The sequence below is a fragment of the Caballeronia sp. GAFFF1 genome (genome assembly GCF_023630705.1).
Taxonomy (GTDB): Bacteria; Pseudomonadota; Gammaproteobacteria; order Burkholderiales; family Burkholderiaceae; genus Caballeronia.
In genome coordinates this window covers 75,835-91,880 of sequence record NZ_JALQEM010000028.1, presented here as the reverse complement: position 1 = coordinate 91,880, position 16,046 = coordinate 75,835, and the positions used below count along the sequence as shown (strand labels likewise).

Annotated in this window: 13 protein-coding genes and 1 tRNA gene; 3 read left to right on the top strand and 11 right to left on the bottom strand. The window is 64.3% G+C overall.

Translation table 11 applies throughout. The features are described from left to right. Positions 1-451: 451 nt before the first annotated feature. From NCR37_RS14065 to NCR37_RS14040, 6 genes are all read right to left on the bottom strand, one after another. Positions 452-1,006, bottom strand: a complete 555-nt coding sequence (locus NCR37_RS14065; RefSeq protein WP_250473501.1) for a phage tail protein — start codon at positions 1,004-1,006, stop codon at positions 452-454. Between the two features lie 49 nt (positions 1,007-1,055). Next, positions 1,056-1,132 (bottom strand) — tRNA-Ile (locus NCR37_RS14060). 132 nt (positions 1,133-1,264) lie between these two features. Continuing rightward, positions 1,265-3,319, bottom strand: coding sequence for an RNA polymerase sigma factor RpoD (gene rpoD / locus NCR37_RS14055; RefSeq protein WP_206469201.1), 2,055 nt, complete (start codon positions 3,317-3,319; stop codon positions 1,265-1,267). Positions 3,320-3,723: 404 nt separating this feature from the next. Then, positions 3,724-5,607, bottom strand: a complete 1,884-nt coding sequence (gene dnaG / locus NCR37_RS14050; protein WP_250473500.1) for a DNA primase — start codon at positions 5,605-5,607, stop codon at positions 3,724-3,726. A 21-nt stretch (positions 5,608-5,628) separates the two neighbouring features. Then, a complete protein-coding gene (locus tag NCR37_RS14045; RefSeq protein ID WP_159835794.1) occupies positions 5,629-6,075 on the bottom strand; it encodes a GatB/YqeY domain-containing protein in 447 nt (148 codons plus the stop codon). Between the two features lie 253 nt (positions 6,076-6,328). After that, complete coding sequence (locus NCR37_RS14040) at positions 6,329-7,756, bottom strand: BaiN/RdsA family NAD(P)/FAD-dependent oxidoreductase (protein ID WP_284506884.1); 1,428 nt, start codon at positions 7,754-7,756, stop codon at positions 6,329-6,331. On the opposite strand from NCR37_RS14040, the gene tsaD reads away from it, so the two are divergent. Beyond that, entirely contained in the window at positions 7,649-8,686 is a 1,038-nt protein-coding gene (gene tsaD / locus NCR37_RS14035) for a tRNA (adenosine(37)-N6)-threonylcarbamoyltransferase complex transferase subunit TsaD (protein ID WP_250473775.1), read from the top strand. The genes NCR37_RS14040 and tsaD overlap by 108 nt on opposite strands. A gap of 4 nt (positions 8,687-8,690) precedes the next feature. Here tsaD and NCR37_RS14030 read toward each other — a convergent pair whose 3' ends face one another. From NCR37_RS14030 to NCR37_RS14010, 5 genes are all read right to left on the bottom strand, one after another. After that, positions 8,691-9,317 (bottom strand): glutathione S-transferase family protein, encoded by a 627-nt coding sequence (locus NCR37_RS14030; RefSeq protein ID WP_250473498.1) that lies wholly within the window; start codon positions 9,315-9,317, stop codon positions 8,691-8,693. A 179-nt stretch (positions 9,318-9,496) separates the two neighbouring features. Continuing rightward, positions 9,497-10,294 (bottom strand): GTP cyclohydrolase FolE2, encoded by a 798-nt coding sequence (gene folE2, locus NCR37_RS14025; protein ID WP_250473497.1) that lies wholly within the window; start codon positions 10,292-10,294, stop codon positions 9,497-9,499. A 150-nt stretch (positions 10,295-10,444) separates the two neighbouring features. Next, a complete protein-coding gene (gene dxs, locus NCR37_RS14020; protein WP_250473496.1) occupies positions 10,445-12,355 on the bottom strand; it encodes a 1-deoxy-D-xylulose-5-phosphate synthase in 1,911 nt (636 codons plus the stop codon). 86 nt (positions 12,356-12,441) lie between these two features. Further along, positions 12,442-13,329, bottom strand: a complete 888-nt coding sequence (locus tag NCR37_RS14015) for a polyprenyl synthetase family protein (RefSeq protein WP_250473495.1) — start codon at positions 13,327-13,329, stop codon at positions 12,442-12,444. Next, the gene (locus NCR37_RS14010; protein ID WP_250473494.1) at positions 13,326-13,643 is read right to left on the bottom strand and encodes an exodeoxyribonuclease VII small subunit; all 318 of its coding nucleotides are present in this window, start codon (positions 13,641-13,643) and stop codon (positions 13,326-13,328) included. The genes NCR37_RS14015 and NCR37_RS14010 overlap by 4 nt, the downstream gene beginning before the upstream one ends. Before the next feature lie 320 nt (positions 13,644-13,963). On the opposite strand from NCR37_RS14010, the gene NCR37_RS14005 reads away from it, so the two are divergent. Both NCR37_RS14005 and NCR37_RS14000 read left to right on the top strand, forming a co-directional pair. After that, positions 13,964-15,070, top strand: coding sequence for an aromatic ring-hydroxylating oxygenase subunit alpha (locus tag NCR37_RS14005; protein ID WP_250473493.1), 1,107 nt, complete (start codon positions 13,964-13,966; stop codon positions 15,068-15,070). Between the two features lie 103 nt (positions 15,071-15,173). Beyond that, positions 15,174-16,043 (top strand): sulfurtransferase, encoded by an 870-nt coding sequence (locus NCR37_RS14000; protein WP_250473492.1) that lies wholly within the window; start codon positions 15,174-15,176, stop codon positions 16,041-16,043. Positions 16,044-16,046 lie beyond the last annotated feature (3 nt).

Here is a 16,046-nt window from a genome sequence, read left to right as displayed (position 1 = left end):
CCCCCGTCGTGCGCCTTATGCCGGAATTAGCCATCCACGTCTTAACGCATGCGCTTAACCTCGTCTCTCGCGTACCTTAGCCGCCAGCCGTTCGGGCACGACATTCCCCGCTTAATCGACCCCGGTCAAGAATCGACAGCTTGGACTTCATAGCCAACCTTTGGAAGCAAGAAAAATGAACATACCGTGGCGTGCCTGCAAGCGCAGGCCGCCCGTCAATCGGCACGCGATGTTGGCCCGCGCTATCCCTCGAAGTGCCATCGTTGGCGCGACCGACGCTTCTGCGCCATGTCGAGGTTCGCGCAGTTTCGGCACCACGCACCCCGCTTGATTACTTCGGGCGTGGTTTGCCATACGTGCCCGCGATGGCATTCCCACGTGAGCTTGACTCCGCTGCCGGCATACCGGTCCGATAGACAGCGCCCGCCCCGTTGCGCCGCTATTTGCTGCATCAACTCGAGAGTGTCGCGTCTTCCCTCATGCCCGCATCGCGGGCACCACGTTCCTCTCGAGATATTCGCGGGCGTCGCCTCCCACACGTGAACGGCGTGACGGGCAGGCCGCCCGCGTCGAGCCAAAGGTTCGGCGCGAAGGTCTGCGACTGCGCGCAAGCCGCGAGCAGCGCCTGTAGGTGGCAGAGGCTGTCCGCATCGCATGGGAACAGCCCTTGATGGCCGGCGGCTGTCGTGGAACTCACCGGCTGCTGAACCATCGCCTGATACGCCGAGCGCAGCGCCGCCACCTGCGCGGTCTTGGTCGAGCCGTTGCCCGCGCCGTAGAGGGTGCCGATGGCCGCAAAGAGCGCCGCATACGCCTGGCGCGACACCGCCGCGCCGTTCGCCAGCAGGTAGCCCGCCGGCACGGCGCTGCCCATGTACGGCAATAAGGCGCCGGGTGGAATGAAGGCGCTGGGTGCACCCATCAGGTCGCTGTACTGGCCGGTTGTCGCGACCTTCGCGAGATTGGGCCGATTCAGAATCACGCCCGGCCACTCTGCGCGTTCCACCCGCCGGGGACCAAACCCAGCTAACCTTTTGATATTCTGGAGCAACTACTGGTGGGCCGGGTGGGACTCGAACCCACTGTCGGTCGATTATGAGTCGACAGCTTATACCAGTTAAGCTTCCGGCCCCTCTCGAAAACCGAGGGCAAAAAGAAAGCGCCGTGCGGCGCTTTCTGATGCTTCAGAATGATGCCAAAGGCGACTCTCGAAGGTCTGCGAGTTTGCCTTACAACGCCTCTCAATACAAGCCCGCGACGCGCATCAATTGCCTTCGAGGAACGACTTCAACTTGTCCGACCGGCTCGGGTGACGCAGTTTGCGCAGCGCCTTTGCCTCGATCTGGCGAATGCGCTCACGCGTCACGTCGAACTGCTTGCCCACTTCCTCGAGCGTGTGATCCGTGCTCATCTCGATGCCGAAGCGCATGCGCAGCACCTTCGCCTCACGCGGTGTCAGCGAGTCGAGCACGTCCTTCACCACATCGCGCATGCTGGCGTGCAAGGCCGCATCGGAAGGCGCCACCGTGTTCGTATCCTCGATGAAATCGCCAAGATGCGAGTCGTCGTCGTCGCCAATCGGCGTTTCCATGGAGATCGGCTCCTTCGCGATCTTCATGATCTTGCGAATCTTGTCCTCGGGCATTTCCATCTTCTCGGCAAGCGTCGCCGGATCGGGTTCCAGGCCCGTCTCCTGCAGAATCTGCCGGGAAATACGGTTCATCTTGTTGATCGTCTCGATCATGTGAACCGGAATACGAATGGTGCGCGCCTGATCCGCAATCGACCGCGTAATGGCCTGGCGAATCCACCACGTCGCGTAAGTCGAAAACTTGTAGCCGCGACGATATTCGAACTTGTCCACCGCCTTCATCAACCCGATATTGCCTTCCTGAATCAGATCGAGGAATTGCAGTCCGCGGTTCGTGTATTTCTTCGCGATCGAAATCACGAGACGCAGATTGGCCTCCGTCATTTCGCGCTTCGCCTGCCGCGCCTTCAGTTCGCCCGCCGCCATCTGGCGATTGGTTTCCTTCAGGTCCTTCAGCGGCAACACCACGCGCGCCTGCAAATCCAGCAGACGCTGCTGCTGTTCGCGGATCGCCGGAATGTTGCGTTCGAGCACCGCGCTGTAATCGTGCCCTTCCGCGACGACCTTGTCGGCCCAGTCGAGGTCCGTCTCATTGCCCGGAAAGCGGGCGATGAACTCGGCGCGCGGCATGCCGCACTTGTCGACGACCGTATGCAGGATCTGCCGCTCGACCTGACGCACTTCATCGACCTGCGCGCGCAGCGTGTCGCACAGGCGCTCGACGGTGCGCGCCGTGAAGCGGATCGACATGAGTTCGGTCTGAATGGCTTCCTGCGCCTTCAGGTACGCCTTCGACTTGTAGCCTTCCTTCTCGTAGGCGCGGCGCATCTTGTCGAACCACTCGCTGATGAGCGAGAACTTCTCGAGCGACTGGCGCTTGAGCGCTTCCAGTTGGGCGGCGTTGGCGCTCGCCTGCGCGGCGCCGTCATCGTCGTCCTCTTCTTCGTCGCTTTCCTCGTCGGCTTCCTCGTCCTCGGATTCGATCGCCTCGGCTTCCTGCTCGGAGAAGCCGTCGGTATCTTCGGCGTTCGGATCGATGAGCCCATCGACAAGTTCGTCCACGCGCGTTTCCTCGTTCTGCACGCGCTCGGCCATCGCGAGGATGTCCGCGATGGTCGTCGGGCAGGCGGAAATCGCCATGACCATGTGCTTGAGGCCGTCCTCGATGCGCTTTGCGATCTCGATTTCGCCTTCGCGCGTCAGCAGCTCGACCGTGCCCATCTCGCGCATGTACATGCGCACGGGATCGGTGGTGCGGCCGAATTCGGAATCGACCGTGGAGAGCGCGACTTCGGCTTCTTCCTCGACTTCGTCGTCGGCCGAGGCGTTCGGCGCGTTGTCGTTCAGAAGCAGCGTCTCGGCGTCGGGCGCCTGCTCGTACACCGCCACGCCCATGTCGTTGAACGTGCTGATGATGCCTTCGATCGCCTCGGTTTCCGTGAAGTTGTCCGGAAGGTGATCGTTGATTTCAGCGTACGTGAGGAACCCGCGCTCCTTGCCGAGCTTGATGAGCGCGCGCAGTTTCGAGCGGCGCTCCTCCAGCTCTTCGACCGTGCCGGGCGCGCTCGAAGCGAACGCGTCTTTCAGCAGCGCCTTCTCCTTGGCGCGGCGGTCGCGTGCCTTGGCCTTTTCGACCTTCGCCGCTGGCGCGGCGGCCGGCTCTGCAGTTTGCGGTGCGTCGTCTTCGACGGGTACATCGTTCAGCTTTTTCGTCATGGAGTTCGCCATACAGGCTCTAGTCTCGACTCGCGGCTGCCGGACGGCAACCGATGGAACCGTGAATACCCAATGCGCACGTGCCTCGATCTGCTTGGCCGCGTGCCCTGCCCGGGGCGCTACCGCGGTTCGAGCGATGCGCTCGAACGCGAATCGCTCCTACCCGCAATAGCAGCCGCTTCCCTTGCGCCCGTCTGTTCGTCGGCGTGCTTATCCGCCTGTTTTGTGTGTCGCGCCCCGCTCGGGCGAAACCGCCGCTTTCGCGCGCCGCGACAGCCGATTCAGCCAGCGCCCTTGCAACTCTCGCAAATTCCCTCAAAGCTTCCGTACGTCTCGCCGCGCAGACTGCCTAAGCTAGCGAAATCGTACAAATCGTTGAAAAAAAGCAACGAATTTCAACTTTTTATTATAGCAGTTCACTTTTCCCGATCCGGGCTCGCGGCCCGTCCCGCCTTGATCTGCGCGACTCTCGCCGACAGATCCGAGAATTCCGCCACCTCCTCCGCCGAGAGGCTCGCCTGCCGCGCCAGTTGATCGAGCCTTGCGCGATAACTGTCGTGCCGCAGCTTGACGACTGTCGCCAGCAACTCCTCCGTCAACAAGCGCTTCTGCTCGTCGACGCGTTGCGCGGCGTCTTCGTCCGTGGGGTCGCGTAACAGCAAATCCCGCACGTTTTCATCATAGGCGAGAATTTCCTGGAAGATATCCTCGTAGGTCGGCGCATTTGCTGCATTTCTCAAAACGTCCGACAACATCTGAAATTCCGCCGCGCCGCCCAATTCGCGCACGTGGCCAAGCACTTCGCTGAACAGTTCGCCGTGCTCCGTCATGGTCACGAGCGTGCGTTCGCTCTCTTCATCGAGCGATGCCGCGATGCCCGGATACATCACCAGATTGCGCAGCGCCCGCTGTTCCTGCCCGGTCACGCGACGCCGCTCGCTCTTCGGCACCGACGCGCGGGCGACGGCCGCCGCGCGGGAATCGATATCGCAAAGCGCCGCAATTTCCGTGAACGGCGTCGCGAGCCGGTCTGCCAGCATATGCAGGATCTGCACCCGCAGCGCATTCGCTGGAAGCGCCTGCAGGAGCGGCTTCGCGTCGAAGAGCGCCTTCGCGCGACCCTCGGGCTGCTCCAGCTCCTTGTCGTTCAGCACTTCGTTCAGCAGGAACTGCGACAACGGCATGGCGCGGTCGACCTGCTCGCCGAATCCGTCCGCGCCGAACTCGCGCACGTAGCTGTCGGGATCATGCTCCTTCGGCAGAAAGAGAAACTTGACGGTCCGGTTGTCCGCCGCGTGCGGCAGCGCCGCTTCGAGCGCGCGGCGCGCGGCGCGTCGGCCGGCCGAATCGCCGTCGAAGCTGAACACCACGGTGTCGGTCTGGCGGAAGAGCTTCTGCACATGGACGGGCGTGCAGGCCGTGCCCAACGTAGCGACCGCGTTTGCAAAGCCGAGCTGCGCGAGCGCGACGACATCCATATACCCTTCGACGACGAGCGCATAGCCCAATTCCCGGATCGCGAGACGCGCTTCGAACAGGCCGTAAAGCTCGCTGCCTTTGCTAAATAAAGGCGTTTCGGGGGAGTTCAAATACTTCGGCTCGCCGCCGTCCAGCACGCGCCCGCCGAAGCCGATGACGTTGCCCTTCACGTTGCGAATCGGGAACATCACGCGCTCGCGGAAGCGGTCGTAGCGGCGCGGCTGGCCTTGCGCGTCGGTCTTCTCGCTGACGATGACGAGGCCCGCTTCGACGAGATTGTCGTTGCGGTAATCGGGGAACGCGGCTTCCAGATTCTGCCAGCCGTCCGGCGCGTAGCCGAGGCCGAAGCGCGCCGCGATCTCGCCGGTCAGCCCGCGCTTCTTGAGATACGCGATGGCGTTCGGCGCCGCGCGCAACTGCTTCCGGTAGAAGTCGCAGGCGGTCTGCATGACTTCGGTGAGCGCGACGCTCACCGCCTTGCTCGGCGCGCTTTCGCTGCCATAGCCGCCGCCACGGAACGAATTCGATGGCTCCTGCGGCACCGTCAATCCCGCGCCTTGCGCCAGATCCTTGACGGCTTCGGGGAACGTGAGGCCCGTGTGCTCCATCAGAAAGCCGATGGCCGTGCCGTGCGCGCCACAGCCGAAGCAATGGTAGAACTGCTTCGTCGGACTGACCGTGAACGACGGGCTCTTCTCGTTGTGGAACGGGCACAGGCCCATGAAGTTCGCGCCGCCCTTCTTCAACTGGACGTAGCGGCCCACCACGTCGACGATATCGACGCGGTTGAGCAAATCCTGCAGAAAGGCGTGAGGAATCACCGGATGCGAGCGCGGGGTCGGTTACTTCGCGAGCGCCGCTTTCACCTGCGCGGAAACGGCGGTCATGTCCGCCTTGCCCGCGAGCTTCGGCTTGAGCACGCCCATCACCTTGCCCATGTCCTGCGGGCCGGCCGCGCCCGTCGCGGCGACCGCGGCCTGCACTTCGGCGGCGATCGCATCGGCGGAAAGCTGCTCGGGCATGTACGCGGCGAGAACGGCGAGTTCGGCGTTTTCCTTCGCGACGAGATCGTCGCGGCCCGCGGCCTGGAACTGGCTCACCGAGTCCTTGCGCTGCTTGATCATTTTGTCGATGACGGCGGTCACGCCCGCGTCGTCGAGGGTCACGCGATCGTCGACTTCACGCTGCTTGATGGCTGCGAGCAGTAGGCGAATCGTGCCGAGGCGCTCGGTTTCGCGCGCGCGCATGGCCGTCTTCATGTCGTCGTTGATCTGGTCCTTGAGGCTCATCTTTCACCCGGTGCAATTGCAAAAAGATTTTCGGCTGACTTCCTGCGCTGCGAAAGCAAAAACCCGCTTGGGGACGTTCCTCAAGCGGGACTGTAAGCGGGCCTTCTGGAGCTTGCAGCGATGCGCGCCGCCGGTCGCGTCAGCCAGAGCGAAGAAGCGCGGCAAAAGGCGCGCGAACTCCTTCGATGACCGTCCGAGTATAGCAAACGGGTTTGCGATTCGAGACCGGTGAAACACCTGCCGCGAGGACGTTTCAGGCGACTTTCGCGGCGCCGTGCGTGTACTCCGACGCCGCCTTTCCCGCCGCCACGCCGGATGCCCACGCCCACTGGAAGTTATAGCCGCCGAGCGAGCCGGTGACGTCCACCGCCTCGCCGACGAAAAAGAGGCCGGGCACGCGTTCGCTCATCATCGTGGCTGACGAGAGTTCGCGCGTATCGACGCCGCCGCGCGTGACTTCCGCCTTGCGGTAGCCCTCGGTGCCGCTCGGCGTGAGCGTCCAGCCCGACAGCGACGCGCCGATCGCCTTCAGCGTGCGGTCGGGGAGATCGGCGAGGCGCGCATCGACCGGCACGCGCTGTGCGTCGAGCCACGCGTGCGCGAGGCGCGCCGGCACGTGTTCGGCGAGAAAGTTGCCGATCTGTTTGCGCGATCCGGCTTTCGCTTCCAGAAGCGTTTCGGTGGCGTCGAGTTCCGGGAGCAGATCGACGTGAATCGGCTCCGATGGATTCCAGTAGCTCGAAATTTGCAGCACGCCCGGACCCGAGAGCCCGCGATGCGTGAGCAGCAGGTCTTCGTCGAATTCGCCGCGCGTCTTGCCGCCTCCCGTGCTGATGCGCACCGGAAGCGACAGACCGGACAGCGCCGCGAACGGCGCCCAGTCGGCGGAGGTGAACGTGAGCGGCACGAGCGCGGGCCGCGTGTCGACGAGCTTATGGCCGAACTGCTTCGCGATGCGGTAGCCGAAGTCGGTCGCGCCTATCTTCGGGATCGACAGCCCGCCGGTCGCGATTACGAGCGCGGCCGCGCCGATCGCGCCGGCGGTCGTATCGAGCGCGAAACGCGCGCCGTCGTGACGGATCGCGTGCACGCTCACCGGACGCCGCCACGCGACGCCGCCCGCGTCGCACTCGCGGCGCAAGACGTCGATGATCGTCTCGCTGGAGTCGTCGCAAAAGAGCTGGCCTTTGTGCTTCTCGTGCCACTTCACGCGATGCTGCTTCAGCAGGGCGAGAAAGTCGCCGGGCGTGTAGCGGGCGAGCGCAGAACGGCAAAAATGCGGATTCGCGGACAGAAAGTTGGCCGGCTGCGCGTTGACGTTCGTGAAGTTGCAGCGCCCGCCGCCGGAGATGCGGATTTTCTCGGCGAGACGCTCGGCGTGGTCGATCAGGACGACGCGCCGGCCCGTCTGAGCCGCAACGGCCGCGCACATCATGCCGGCCGCGCCCGCGCCGATGACGGCGATATCGAAGGATTCCATGCCGCGCATTGTAACTGCCGCCGTGAAACGCGCCGTGCGGCCCGCTGCTATACTTTTCGGTTCGCTTTGATGCACCCAATGGATGTCACTCCCATGCTCGTTCTCGGCATCGAAAGTTCTTGCGACGAAACCGGCCTCGCGCTCTACGACACCGAGCGCGGCCTGCTTTCGCACGCCCTTCACTCGCAAATCGCCATGCATCGCGAGTACGGCGGCGTCGTGCCGGAACTTGCGTCGCGCGATCATATCCGCCGCGCGCTGCCGCTCCTCGAACAGGTGATGAACGAGGCGCGCGTCGAGCGCGAGAGCATCGACGCGATTGCGTTCACACAAGGGCCGGGGCTCGCAGGCGCGCTTCTGGTCGGCGCGAGCATCGCCAATGCGCTCGCGATGGCGTGGGACAAGCCGACTGTCGGCATCCACCATCTGGAAGGGCATCTGCTCTCGCCGCTTCTCGTCGATTCGCCACCGCCGTTTCCGTTCGTCGCGCTGCTGGTGTCGGGCGGCCATACGCAACTGATGCGCGTCACGGACGTAGGCGTCTACGAGACGCTCGGCGAAACGCTGGACGATGCCGCCGGCGAAGCCTTCGACAAGACCGCGAAGCTGCTCGGGCTCGGCTATCCGGGCGGGCCGGAAGTCTCGCGCCTGGCCGAATTCGGCACGCCGGGCGCCGTCGCGCTGCCGCGCCCGATGCTGCATTCCGGCGATCTCGACTTCAGCTTCAGCGGGCTGAAAACCGCCGTGCTGACGCACAGCCGCAAGCTCGGCGCATCCGGCGGCAATGTCTGCGAACAGGCGAAGGCGGATCTGGCGCGCGGTTTCGTCGATGCCGCCGTGGATGTGCTCGTCGCGAAATCGCTGGCGGCGCTGAAGAAGACCGGCCTCAAGCGGCTCGTCGTGGCGGGCGGCGTCGGCGCGAACCGGCAGTTGCGCGAGGCGCTGTCCGCAGCGGCGAAGAAGCGGCGCTTCGACGTTCACTATCCGGACTTGTCGCTCTGCACCGATAACGGCGCGATGATCGCGCTGGCCGGCGCGCTCAGACTCGCGCGCTGGCCCGAGCAGGCCGTGCGCGACTACGCGTTCACGGTAAAGCCGCGCTGGGATCTCACTGCGCTCGCGCGCGCCTGACTGCCTATTTCGGCGGATTGAACGGCTGCACGATAGCTGCGAACACCGGCAGCGTTTCGCAGCGATCCGCGTGACCGATCAGCGACGGCCAGCGCGTTTGCGCGAACACCTGCGGATGTGCTTCGCGCGCAAAGCGCAGCGCGCACGCCACGGCGATGTCCGCATGACCGATCGAATCGCCGAACCAGTACGGCGCCGGGCGCGCGGCGCGGTCGGCTTCGAGCACGTCCAGCACGCGCTCGACCTGCCCGGTGCAGCGATCCACCCACGCCTGCGATTTCTCCTTGTGCAGCACACGTTCGTAGACAAGCGCGACGGCTTTGTCGGCGAGGCCCGTGGCAAGCGCGCACACCTTCAGCGCCTCGCGCCGCGCTGGGCCCGCTGAGGCAATCAGCGCGCGTCCGGGGGCCGCCTGCTCATCGAGATAATCGAGAATCATCGCGCTTTCGATCAGCACGTCGCCCGAATCGAGCACGAGCGTCGGCACGCGAATCAGCGGGTTGAACGGCGCGATCTTGTCGGCGTCGCCGAACACGGACCACGGGCGATGCTCGAACGCCCTGTCGTACAGCGTCAGCGCGATGGCGACGCGCCTTACGAACGGAGAATCGTATTGGCCGATCAGGATCAAGATGCCCTCCGTATGCTCGTGAAGGTCGGGAGAGCATTCTACGGGCGGGGGCGTTCCGGAGACAATGGCGGCGAGCCGAACGACCAGCACGCGCCAGTGTGCGCAAGAGGAAGAGGAAGCCGCAAGAGAAAAGCCGGTCGCTGGGACCGGCTTTCGCTCAACTCGACCACTTCGCGCGATCAGCGTTTGTCGCGCTCGATCACCGCATACGCGCTGTGATTGTGTATCGACTCGAAGTTCTCCGCTTCGAGCACGTAGGCGACGATGCGCTCGTCGGCGTTCAGCCGCGTCGCAATGTCGCGCACGAAGTCTTCGACGAACTTCGGGTTTTCATACGCGCGCTCGGTCACGAACTTCTCGTCGGGACGCTTGAGCAGCCCCCACAACTCGCAAGACGCCTCTTCTTCCGCGATGCGTACGAGTTCCTCCACCGCCACCTCGCCCGCCAGTTCCGCCGTGATGGTCACGTGCGACCGCTGATTGTGCGCGCCGTACTGCGAGATCTTCTTCGAGCACGGGCACAGGCTCGTGACCGGCACGAGCACTTTCAACGTCAGACGCGTTCGGCCGTCGCGCTTCTCGGCGATGAACGTCGCCTCGTAATCAAGCAGGCTCTGCACGCCGGACACCGGCGCGGTTTTCATCACGAAATACGGCAGCGTCACTTCGATACGGCCGGAATGCGCTTCCAGCTTCGCGAGCATCGACGCGAGCATGGTGCAGAGCGCAGCCTGATCGAGCGGCTCGCGATGTTCTTCGAGCAGCGCGACGAAGCGCGACATGTGCGTGCCTTTCTGTTCGGCCGGCAAATGCACGTCGAGATTCCACACGCCGACGCTCGGCTGCACGCCGCTTTCCGTGCGCACCGACAACGGATGCCGCACGCCTTTCACGCCGACGCGCTGAATGGCGATCTGACGCGTGTCGGGCGTGCTCTGAACGTCCGGCATCACGAAGGCGGGATTCATCTGATTCATGTTGTTATGTCTTAATCGCACCGACGCGTACGCGAGCGGCGCCAAACGGTGAAACGCATACGGCGCGGGACGAAGCCCGCGCCGTATGCGAACACACTGCGGCCCTTGCCGATGAACGGCGCGCCCCGAGCGCCCGTGGCCGATTCCGCGTCAGGCGACGCGCTTGGTCAGCTTGCCCGCCGCTTCGACTGCGGACAGGAAACGCTCGCGGACGGAGTGCGCAATGCCGGCCGCATCCAGCCCGACGCTCGCGAGCAGCTTGGCAGGATCGCCGTGGTCGATGAACACGTCCGGCAGGCCGAGTTGCAGCACCGGCTTCACGACGCCGCTTGCCAAAAGCGCTTCGACGCACGCGGAACCCGCGCCGCCCATTACCGTGCCTTCCTCGACCGTCACGAGCGCGTCGTGCGTTGCAGCCAGTTCGCGCAGCAGGTCGGCGTCGACGGGCTTCACGAAACGCATGTTCGCCACGGTCGCGTCCAGTTCCTCGGCGGCGGCCAGCGACGGCGCGACCATCGTTCCGAACGCGAGAATCGCGATGCGCTTGCCGGAACCCATCTTCTGCGACGACTGACGGCGGATTTCGCCCTTGCCAAGCGGAATCGCGGTCATCTGCTTGACGGTGGCGACGCCCGTGCCCGCGCCGCGCGGATAGCGCACGGCCGTCGGGTTCGGCTGCTGTAGCGCCGTGTAGAGCATCTGGCGGCATTCGTTTTCATCGGATGCGGCCATCACCGTCATGTTCGGGATGCAGCGCAGGAACGCGAGATCGTAATTGCCCGCGTGCGTCGCGCCGTCGGCACCGACCAGACCCGCGCGGTCGATTGCAAAAACGACCGGCAGATTCTGCAATGCGACGTCGTGGATCAGCTGGTCGTACGCGCGTTGCAGGAAAGTCGAGTAAATGGCGACGACCGGCTTCATGCCGTCCGCGGCCAGACCGCCTGCGAACGTGACGGCGTGCTGCTCGGCGATGCCGACGTCGAAGTAACGGTCCGGGAAACGCTTCTCGAACTCGACCATGCCCGAGCCTTCGCGCATCGCCGGCGTGATGCCGACCACGCGCGAATCCTGCGCGGCAGCGTCGCACAACCATTCGCCGAAGACCTGCGTGTAGGTCTTTTTCGCCGGCGCGGTCGAGGGCTTGATGCCTTCTGCCGGATTGAACTTGCCGGGGCCGTGATACAGCACGGGATCGGCTTCCGCGAGCTTGTAGCCCTGACCTTTCTTCGTGACGACGTGCAGGAATTGCGGACCGCGCAGTTCCTTGATGTTTTGCAGCGTCGGAATGAGCGAGTCGAGGTCGTGGCCATCGATCGGGCCGATGTAGTTGAAGCCGAACTCTTCGAAGAGCGTGGCCGGCACGATCATGCCTTTCGCGTGCTCTTCGAGCTTGCGCGCGAGATCGAGCACCGGCGGCGCGGCGCGCAGCACCCGCTCCACGCCCGCGCGGGCGGCGGCATAGAAGCGGCCCGACATCAGACGCGCGAGATGGCGGTTCAGCGCGCCGACAGGCGGCGAGATCGACATGTCGTTGTCGTTGAGGATGACGAGCAGCGGCAGGTCGTCGGCGACGCCCGCGTTGTTCATCGCTTCGAACGCCATGCCCGCGGTCATCGCGCCGTCGCCGATCACGGCGATGGAATAGCGGTTGTCGCCCTGCAGCTTGTTCGCGATGGCCATGCCGAGCGCCGCCGAAATCGACGTGCTCGAATGGGCCGTGCCGAACGTGTCGTACTCGGATTCGCTGCGGCGCGGAAAGCCCGAAATGCCGTTGAACTGACGCAGCGTCGGCATCCGGTCGCGGCGTCCGGTGAGAATCTTGTGAGGATACGTCTGATGGCCGACGTCCCAGACGATACGGTCGTTCGGCGTATCGAACACATAATGCAGCGCGATCGTCAGCTCGACCGTGCCGAGGTTGGACGACAGATGGCCACCCGTTTGCGACACGCTGTCGAGCACGTAGGCCCGCAGTTCGTCGGCAAGCGGCTGCAGTTGGCGTCGATCGAGGGCACGCAAATCGGCCGGATCGTCGATGGTTTTCAGCAAGTCGTACATCGTCGTCCCATTTTAGGAAAACTGGCGTGATTCGTTCAGCGCGACGATTCGGTTTCGCGCCGTGGGCTTCGTCACGCGTTCAACAATTAATGCGCCCGGTTCACGACCAGGTCGGCGAGTTCGGCGAGGCGCTGCGCGCGAGCGCCGAACGGCTGGATAGCGGCGTGCGCGTCGCGGCCGAGCTGCGCCGCGAGTTCGCGCGACGCGTCGAGTCCAATGATCGACACGTAAGTCGGCTTGTCATGTTGCGCGTCTTTGCCGGCGGTCTTGCCGAGCGTCGCGGAATCGGCCGTGACGTCGAGAATGTCGTCGACGACCTGGAACGCGAGCCCGACGGCGGCGGCGTATTGATCAAGCGCGGCGAGCACGTCCGCGCCCGGCTCAACGCCCGCAAGCGCGCCCATGCGCACCGACGCGCGCAGCAACGCGCCCGTCTTCTTGCGATGCATGGTTTCGAGCTCGGGCCGCGACAGCTTGCGCCCGACGCTTTCGAGGTCGATGGCCTGCCCGCCCGCCATGCCGACGGAGCCGCTCGCGACCGCCAGTTCGCGCACGAGCGCGGCCTGCTGACGGTCCGACAGACCATTGCCCTCGGCCGTCAGCGCGACGAACGCCTGCGACTGAAGCGCGTCGCCGACGAGCAGCGCCGTCGCTTCGTCATATTGAATGTGTACCGTGGGCTTGCCGCGACGCAGCGCGTCGTCGTCCATCGCGGGCATGTCGTCGTGCACGAGCGAATAGACGTGGATCATCTCCAGCGCGGCGCTCGCGGCTTCGACCGCCTGCGCGCTCGCGCCCGTCAGTTCGCCGGCCGCGTGAACCAGAAGCGGACGCACGCGCTTGCCGCCGCCGAGCACGGCATAGCGCATGGCTTCATGCAAACGCGCCGGCGCGACGTCCGTGCCGGGAAGATAGTGCTCGAGGGCGGTTTCGACGCGGTCGAGCGTGGCGCGCATCCATTGTTCGAAGGTCATAGATCGTCGTCCCCGTTGTCGTTCGTCGCGCGTTCTGCGTCACCGGGCAGCGGCTTGAGCGTTTCGCCGTCGAGCACGCGAACCTGCTGCTCGACTTTTTCGAGCTGTTGTTGGCAAAAGCCGACAAGCGCCGCGCCTCGGCGGTACGCGGCAAGCGATTCTTCGAGGCTCAACGCGCCCTCTTCCATGCGCGCGACGAGCGATTCGAGTTCGGCCAGCGCCGCTTCGTAATTCTGCGGAAGCGGCGAGCTGTCCGGGCCCGGCGCATCGGCGCGGGCTTCTTCGCTTGTTGCGTCTTCTGCGGTCTTCGCCATGAATCGTGGATGTGCGGTGAAAATTGGAACCAAGTCGCACATTCTACGGCAAAAGCCAATTTTTCGACCCGCATCCCGTGCGCGTGCGACGACGGCGACCCGCGCGCCCGGCGGCGCGACCTCGCGCGGCATGCGGGCGGAACGACGCTTGCGCAAAATCAGCGAAATGCGCATTTGTAGGAACTCTCGCGACAATTTATACCCAAATCAAGACCTTATGCGCCCCGGCGAGGCGGATTTCGGTATAATCGCGGGCTCCCTAAATCGAATCTTCGATGGTTGGGTTGTTCACTGCTTTCACGTCTTCATCGGGAGTGGGAATGTCCAATCTGAGCAATGCATTGCAGTTGAAGGCTGTTCATAGTCAACTGCCAGTCACGGCTTACTTTGACGAAGCGCTTCTTACGCGCGAACTCGACGTACTTTTCAAGCAAGGTCCACGCTATATCGGGCACGAACTCATGGTCCCCGGAACGGGGAACTATTTCGCGCTTCCGGGCGAAGGCGAAGGGCGCGTGCTCGTCCGCAATCAGCAGAACAACATCGAACTGCTGTCCAACGTGTGCCGTCACCGTCAGGCCATCATGCTGAACGGGCGCGGCAGCGCGGAGAACATTGTCTGTCCGCTGCATCGCTGGACCTACGACCTGAGCGGCCAGTTGCTCGGCGCGCCGCATTTCGCCGACAAACCGTGCCTGAATCTCGGCGCTACGCCGTTGCAGAACTGGCAAGGCCTGCTCTTCGAGGCCGAGGGCCGCAACGTCGCGGCCGATCTCGCCAAACTCGGCACGGCGCGTCACTTCGATTTTTCGGGCTTCATGTTCGATCACGTCGAAGTGCATGAGTGCAACTACAACTGGAAGACCTTTATCGAGGTCTATCTGGAGGACTACCACGTCGCGCCTTTCCATCCGGGTCTCGGCAGTTTCGTGTCGTGCGACAACCTCGAATGGGAATTCGGCGACTGGTACAGCGTGCAGACGGTGGGCGTCCACAAGAATCTGGAAAAGCCCGGCAGCCCGACGTACCGCAAGTGGCACGACGAGGTTCTGCGCTTTCGCAACGGCGCGCCGCCGGAGTTCGGCGCCATCTGGATGGTGTACTACCCGGGTCTCATGATCGAGTGGTATCCGCACGTGCTCGTCGTGTCGTGGCTCATTCCGCGCGGCACGCAGAAGACGACGAACATCGTCGAGTTCTATTATCCCGAGGAAATCGCGCTCTTCGAGCGTGAGTTCATCGAGGCCGAACGCGCCGCCTACATGGAAACCGCGCGCGAGGACGACGAGATCGCCGAGCGCATGGACGCCGGCCGTCGCGCGCTCATGTCGCGTGGCGAGAATCAGGTCGGACCGTATCAAAGTCCGATGGAATCGGGCATGCAGCACTTCCACGAGTTCCTTCGGCATCAGCTCGGCAGCATTTGAGCGCAGCGAATCATCGCAAGAGACGGGCTTTCGGGCCCGTTTTCTTGTTTACACTAGGCGTTCATCCACTTCGAAGTTCGTGCCGAAGATATCAGGAGCCGCCATGCCGCACACTCACTACACCACGCTCATTTCAGCGGCCAATCTCGCCCAATGGCTCGCCGACGCGCCCGGCAGCGTGCTCGTCTTCGACTGCCGCTTCGACTTGGCCGCGCCGGAAGCCGGAGAAACCGCCTACGCCGCCGGCCACATTCCCGGCGCGCATTACCTCCATCTCGACCGCGACCTCTCCGGCGCGAAAACCGGCACGAACGGCCGGCATCCGTTGCCGGAGCGCGCCGCGCTCGTCGAGAAGCTAGCCGGCTTTGGCCTGAACGAAGGCCAGCAGGTCGTGGCTTACGACGCGCAAGGCGGCATGTACGCCGCGCGTCTCTGGTGGCTTCTGCGCTGGCTCGGGCATGATTCCGTCGCCTTGCTCGATGGCGGCCTGCAAGCGTGGGAGGCTGCGGGCAAGCCGCTCGACACCGCCGTGCCGCCGAAGACGCAGGGCACGTTCAAGGCCGGCCAGCCGCTGCAAGTGACCGTGGATGCGCGAGCCATCGAACGCAGTATCGGCACGCGCGATCATCTGCTGATCGATGCGCGCGCAGCCGACCGTTATCGCGGCGAGAACGAAACGATCGATCCGGTCGGCGGCCACATTCCCGGCGCGCTGAATCACTTCTTCAAGAACAATCTGACGCAGGAAGGCCGTTTCAAGACGGCGCACGAACTGCGCGAAGCGTTCGCCTCGCTCATCGGCGAGACGCCCGCGGATCGCGTGGTGCTGCAATGCGGATCGGGCGTGACGGCGTGTCACAACGCGCTCGCGATGGAAATCGCCGGACTGCACGGCGCCGCGCTCTATCCCGGCTCGTGGAGCGAATGGAGCGCCGATCCGGGCCGCCCCGTCGCGACCGGCGCGAATCCCTGATTC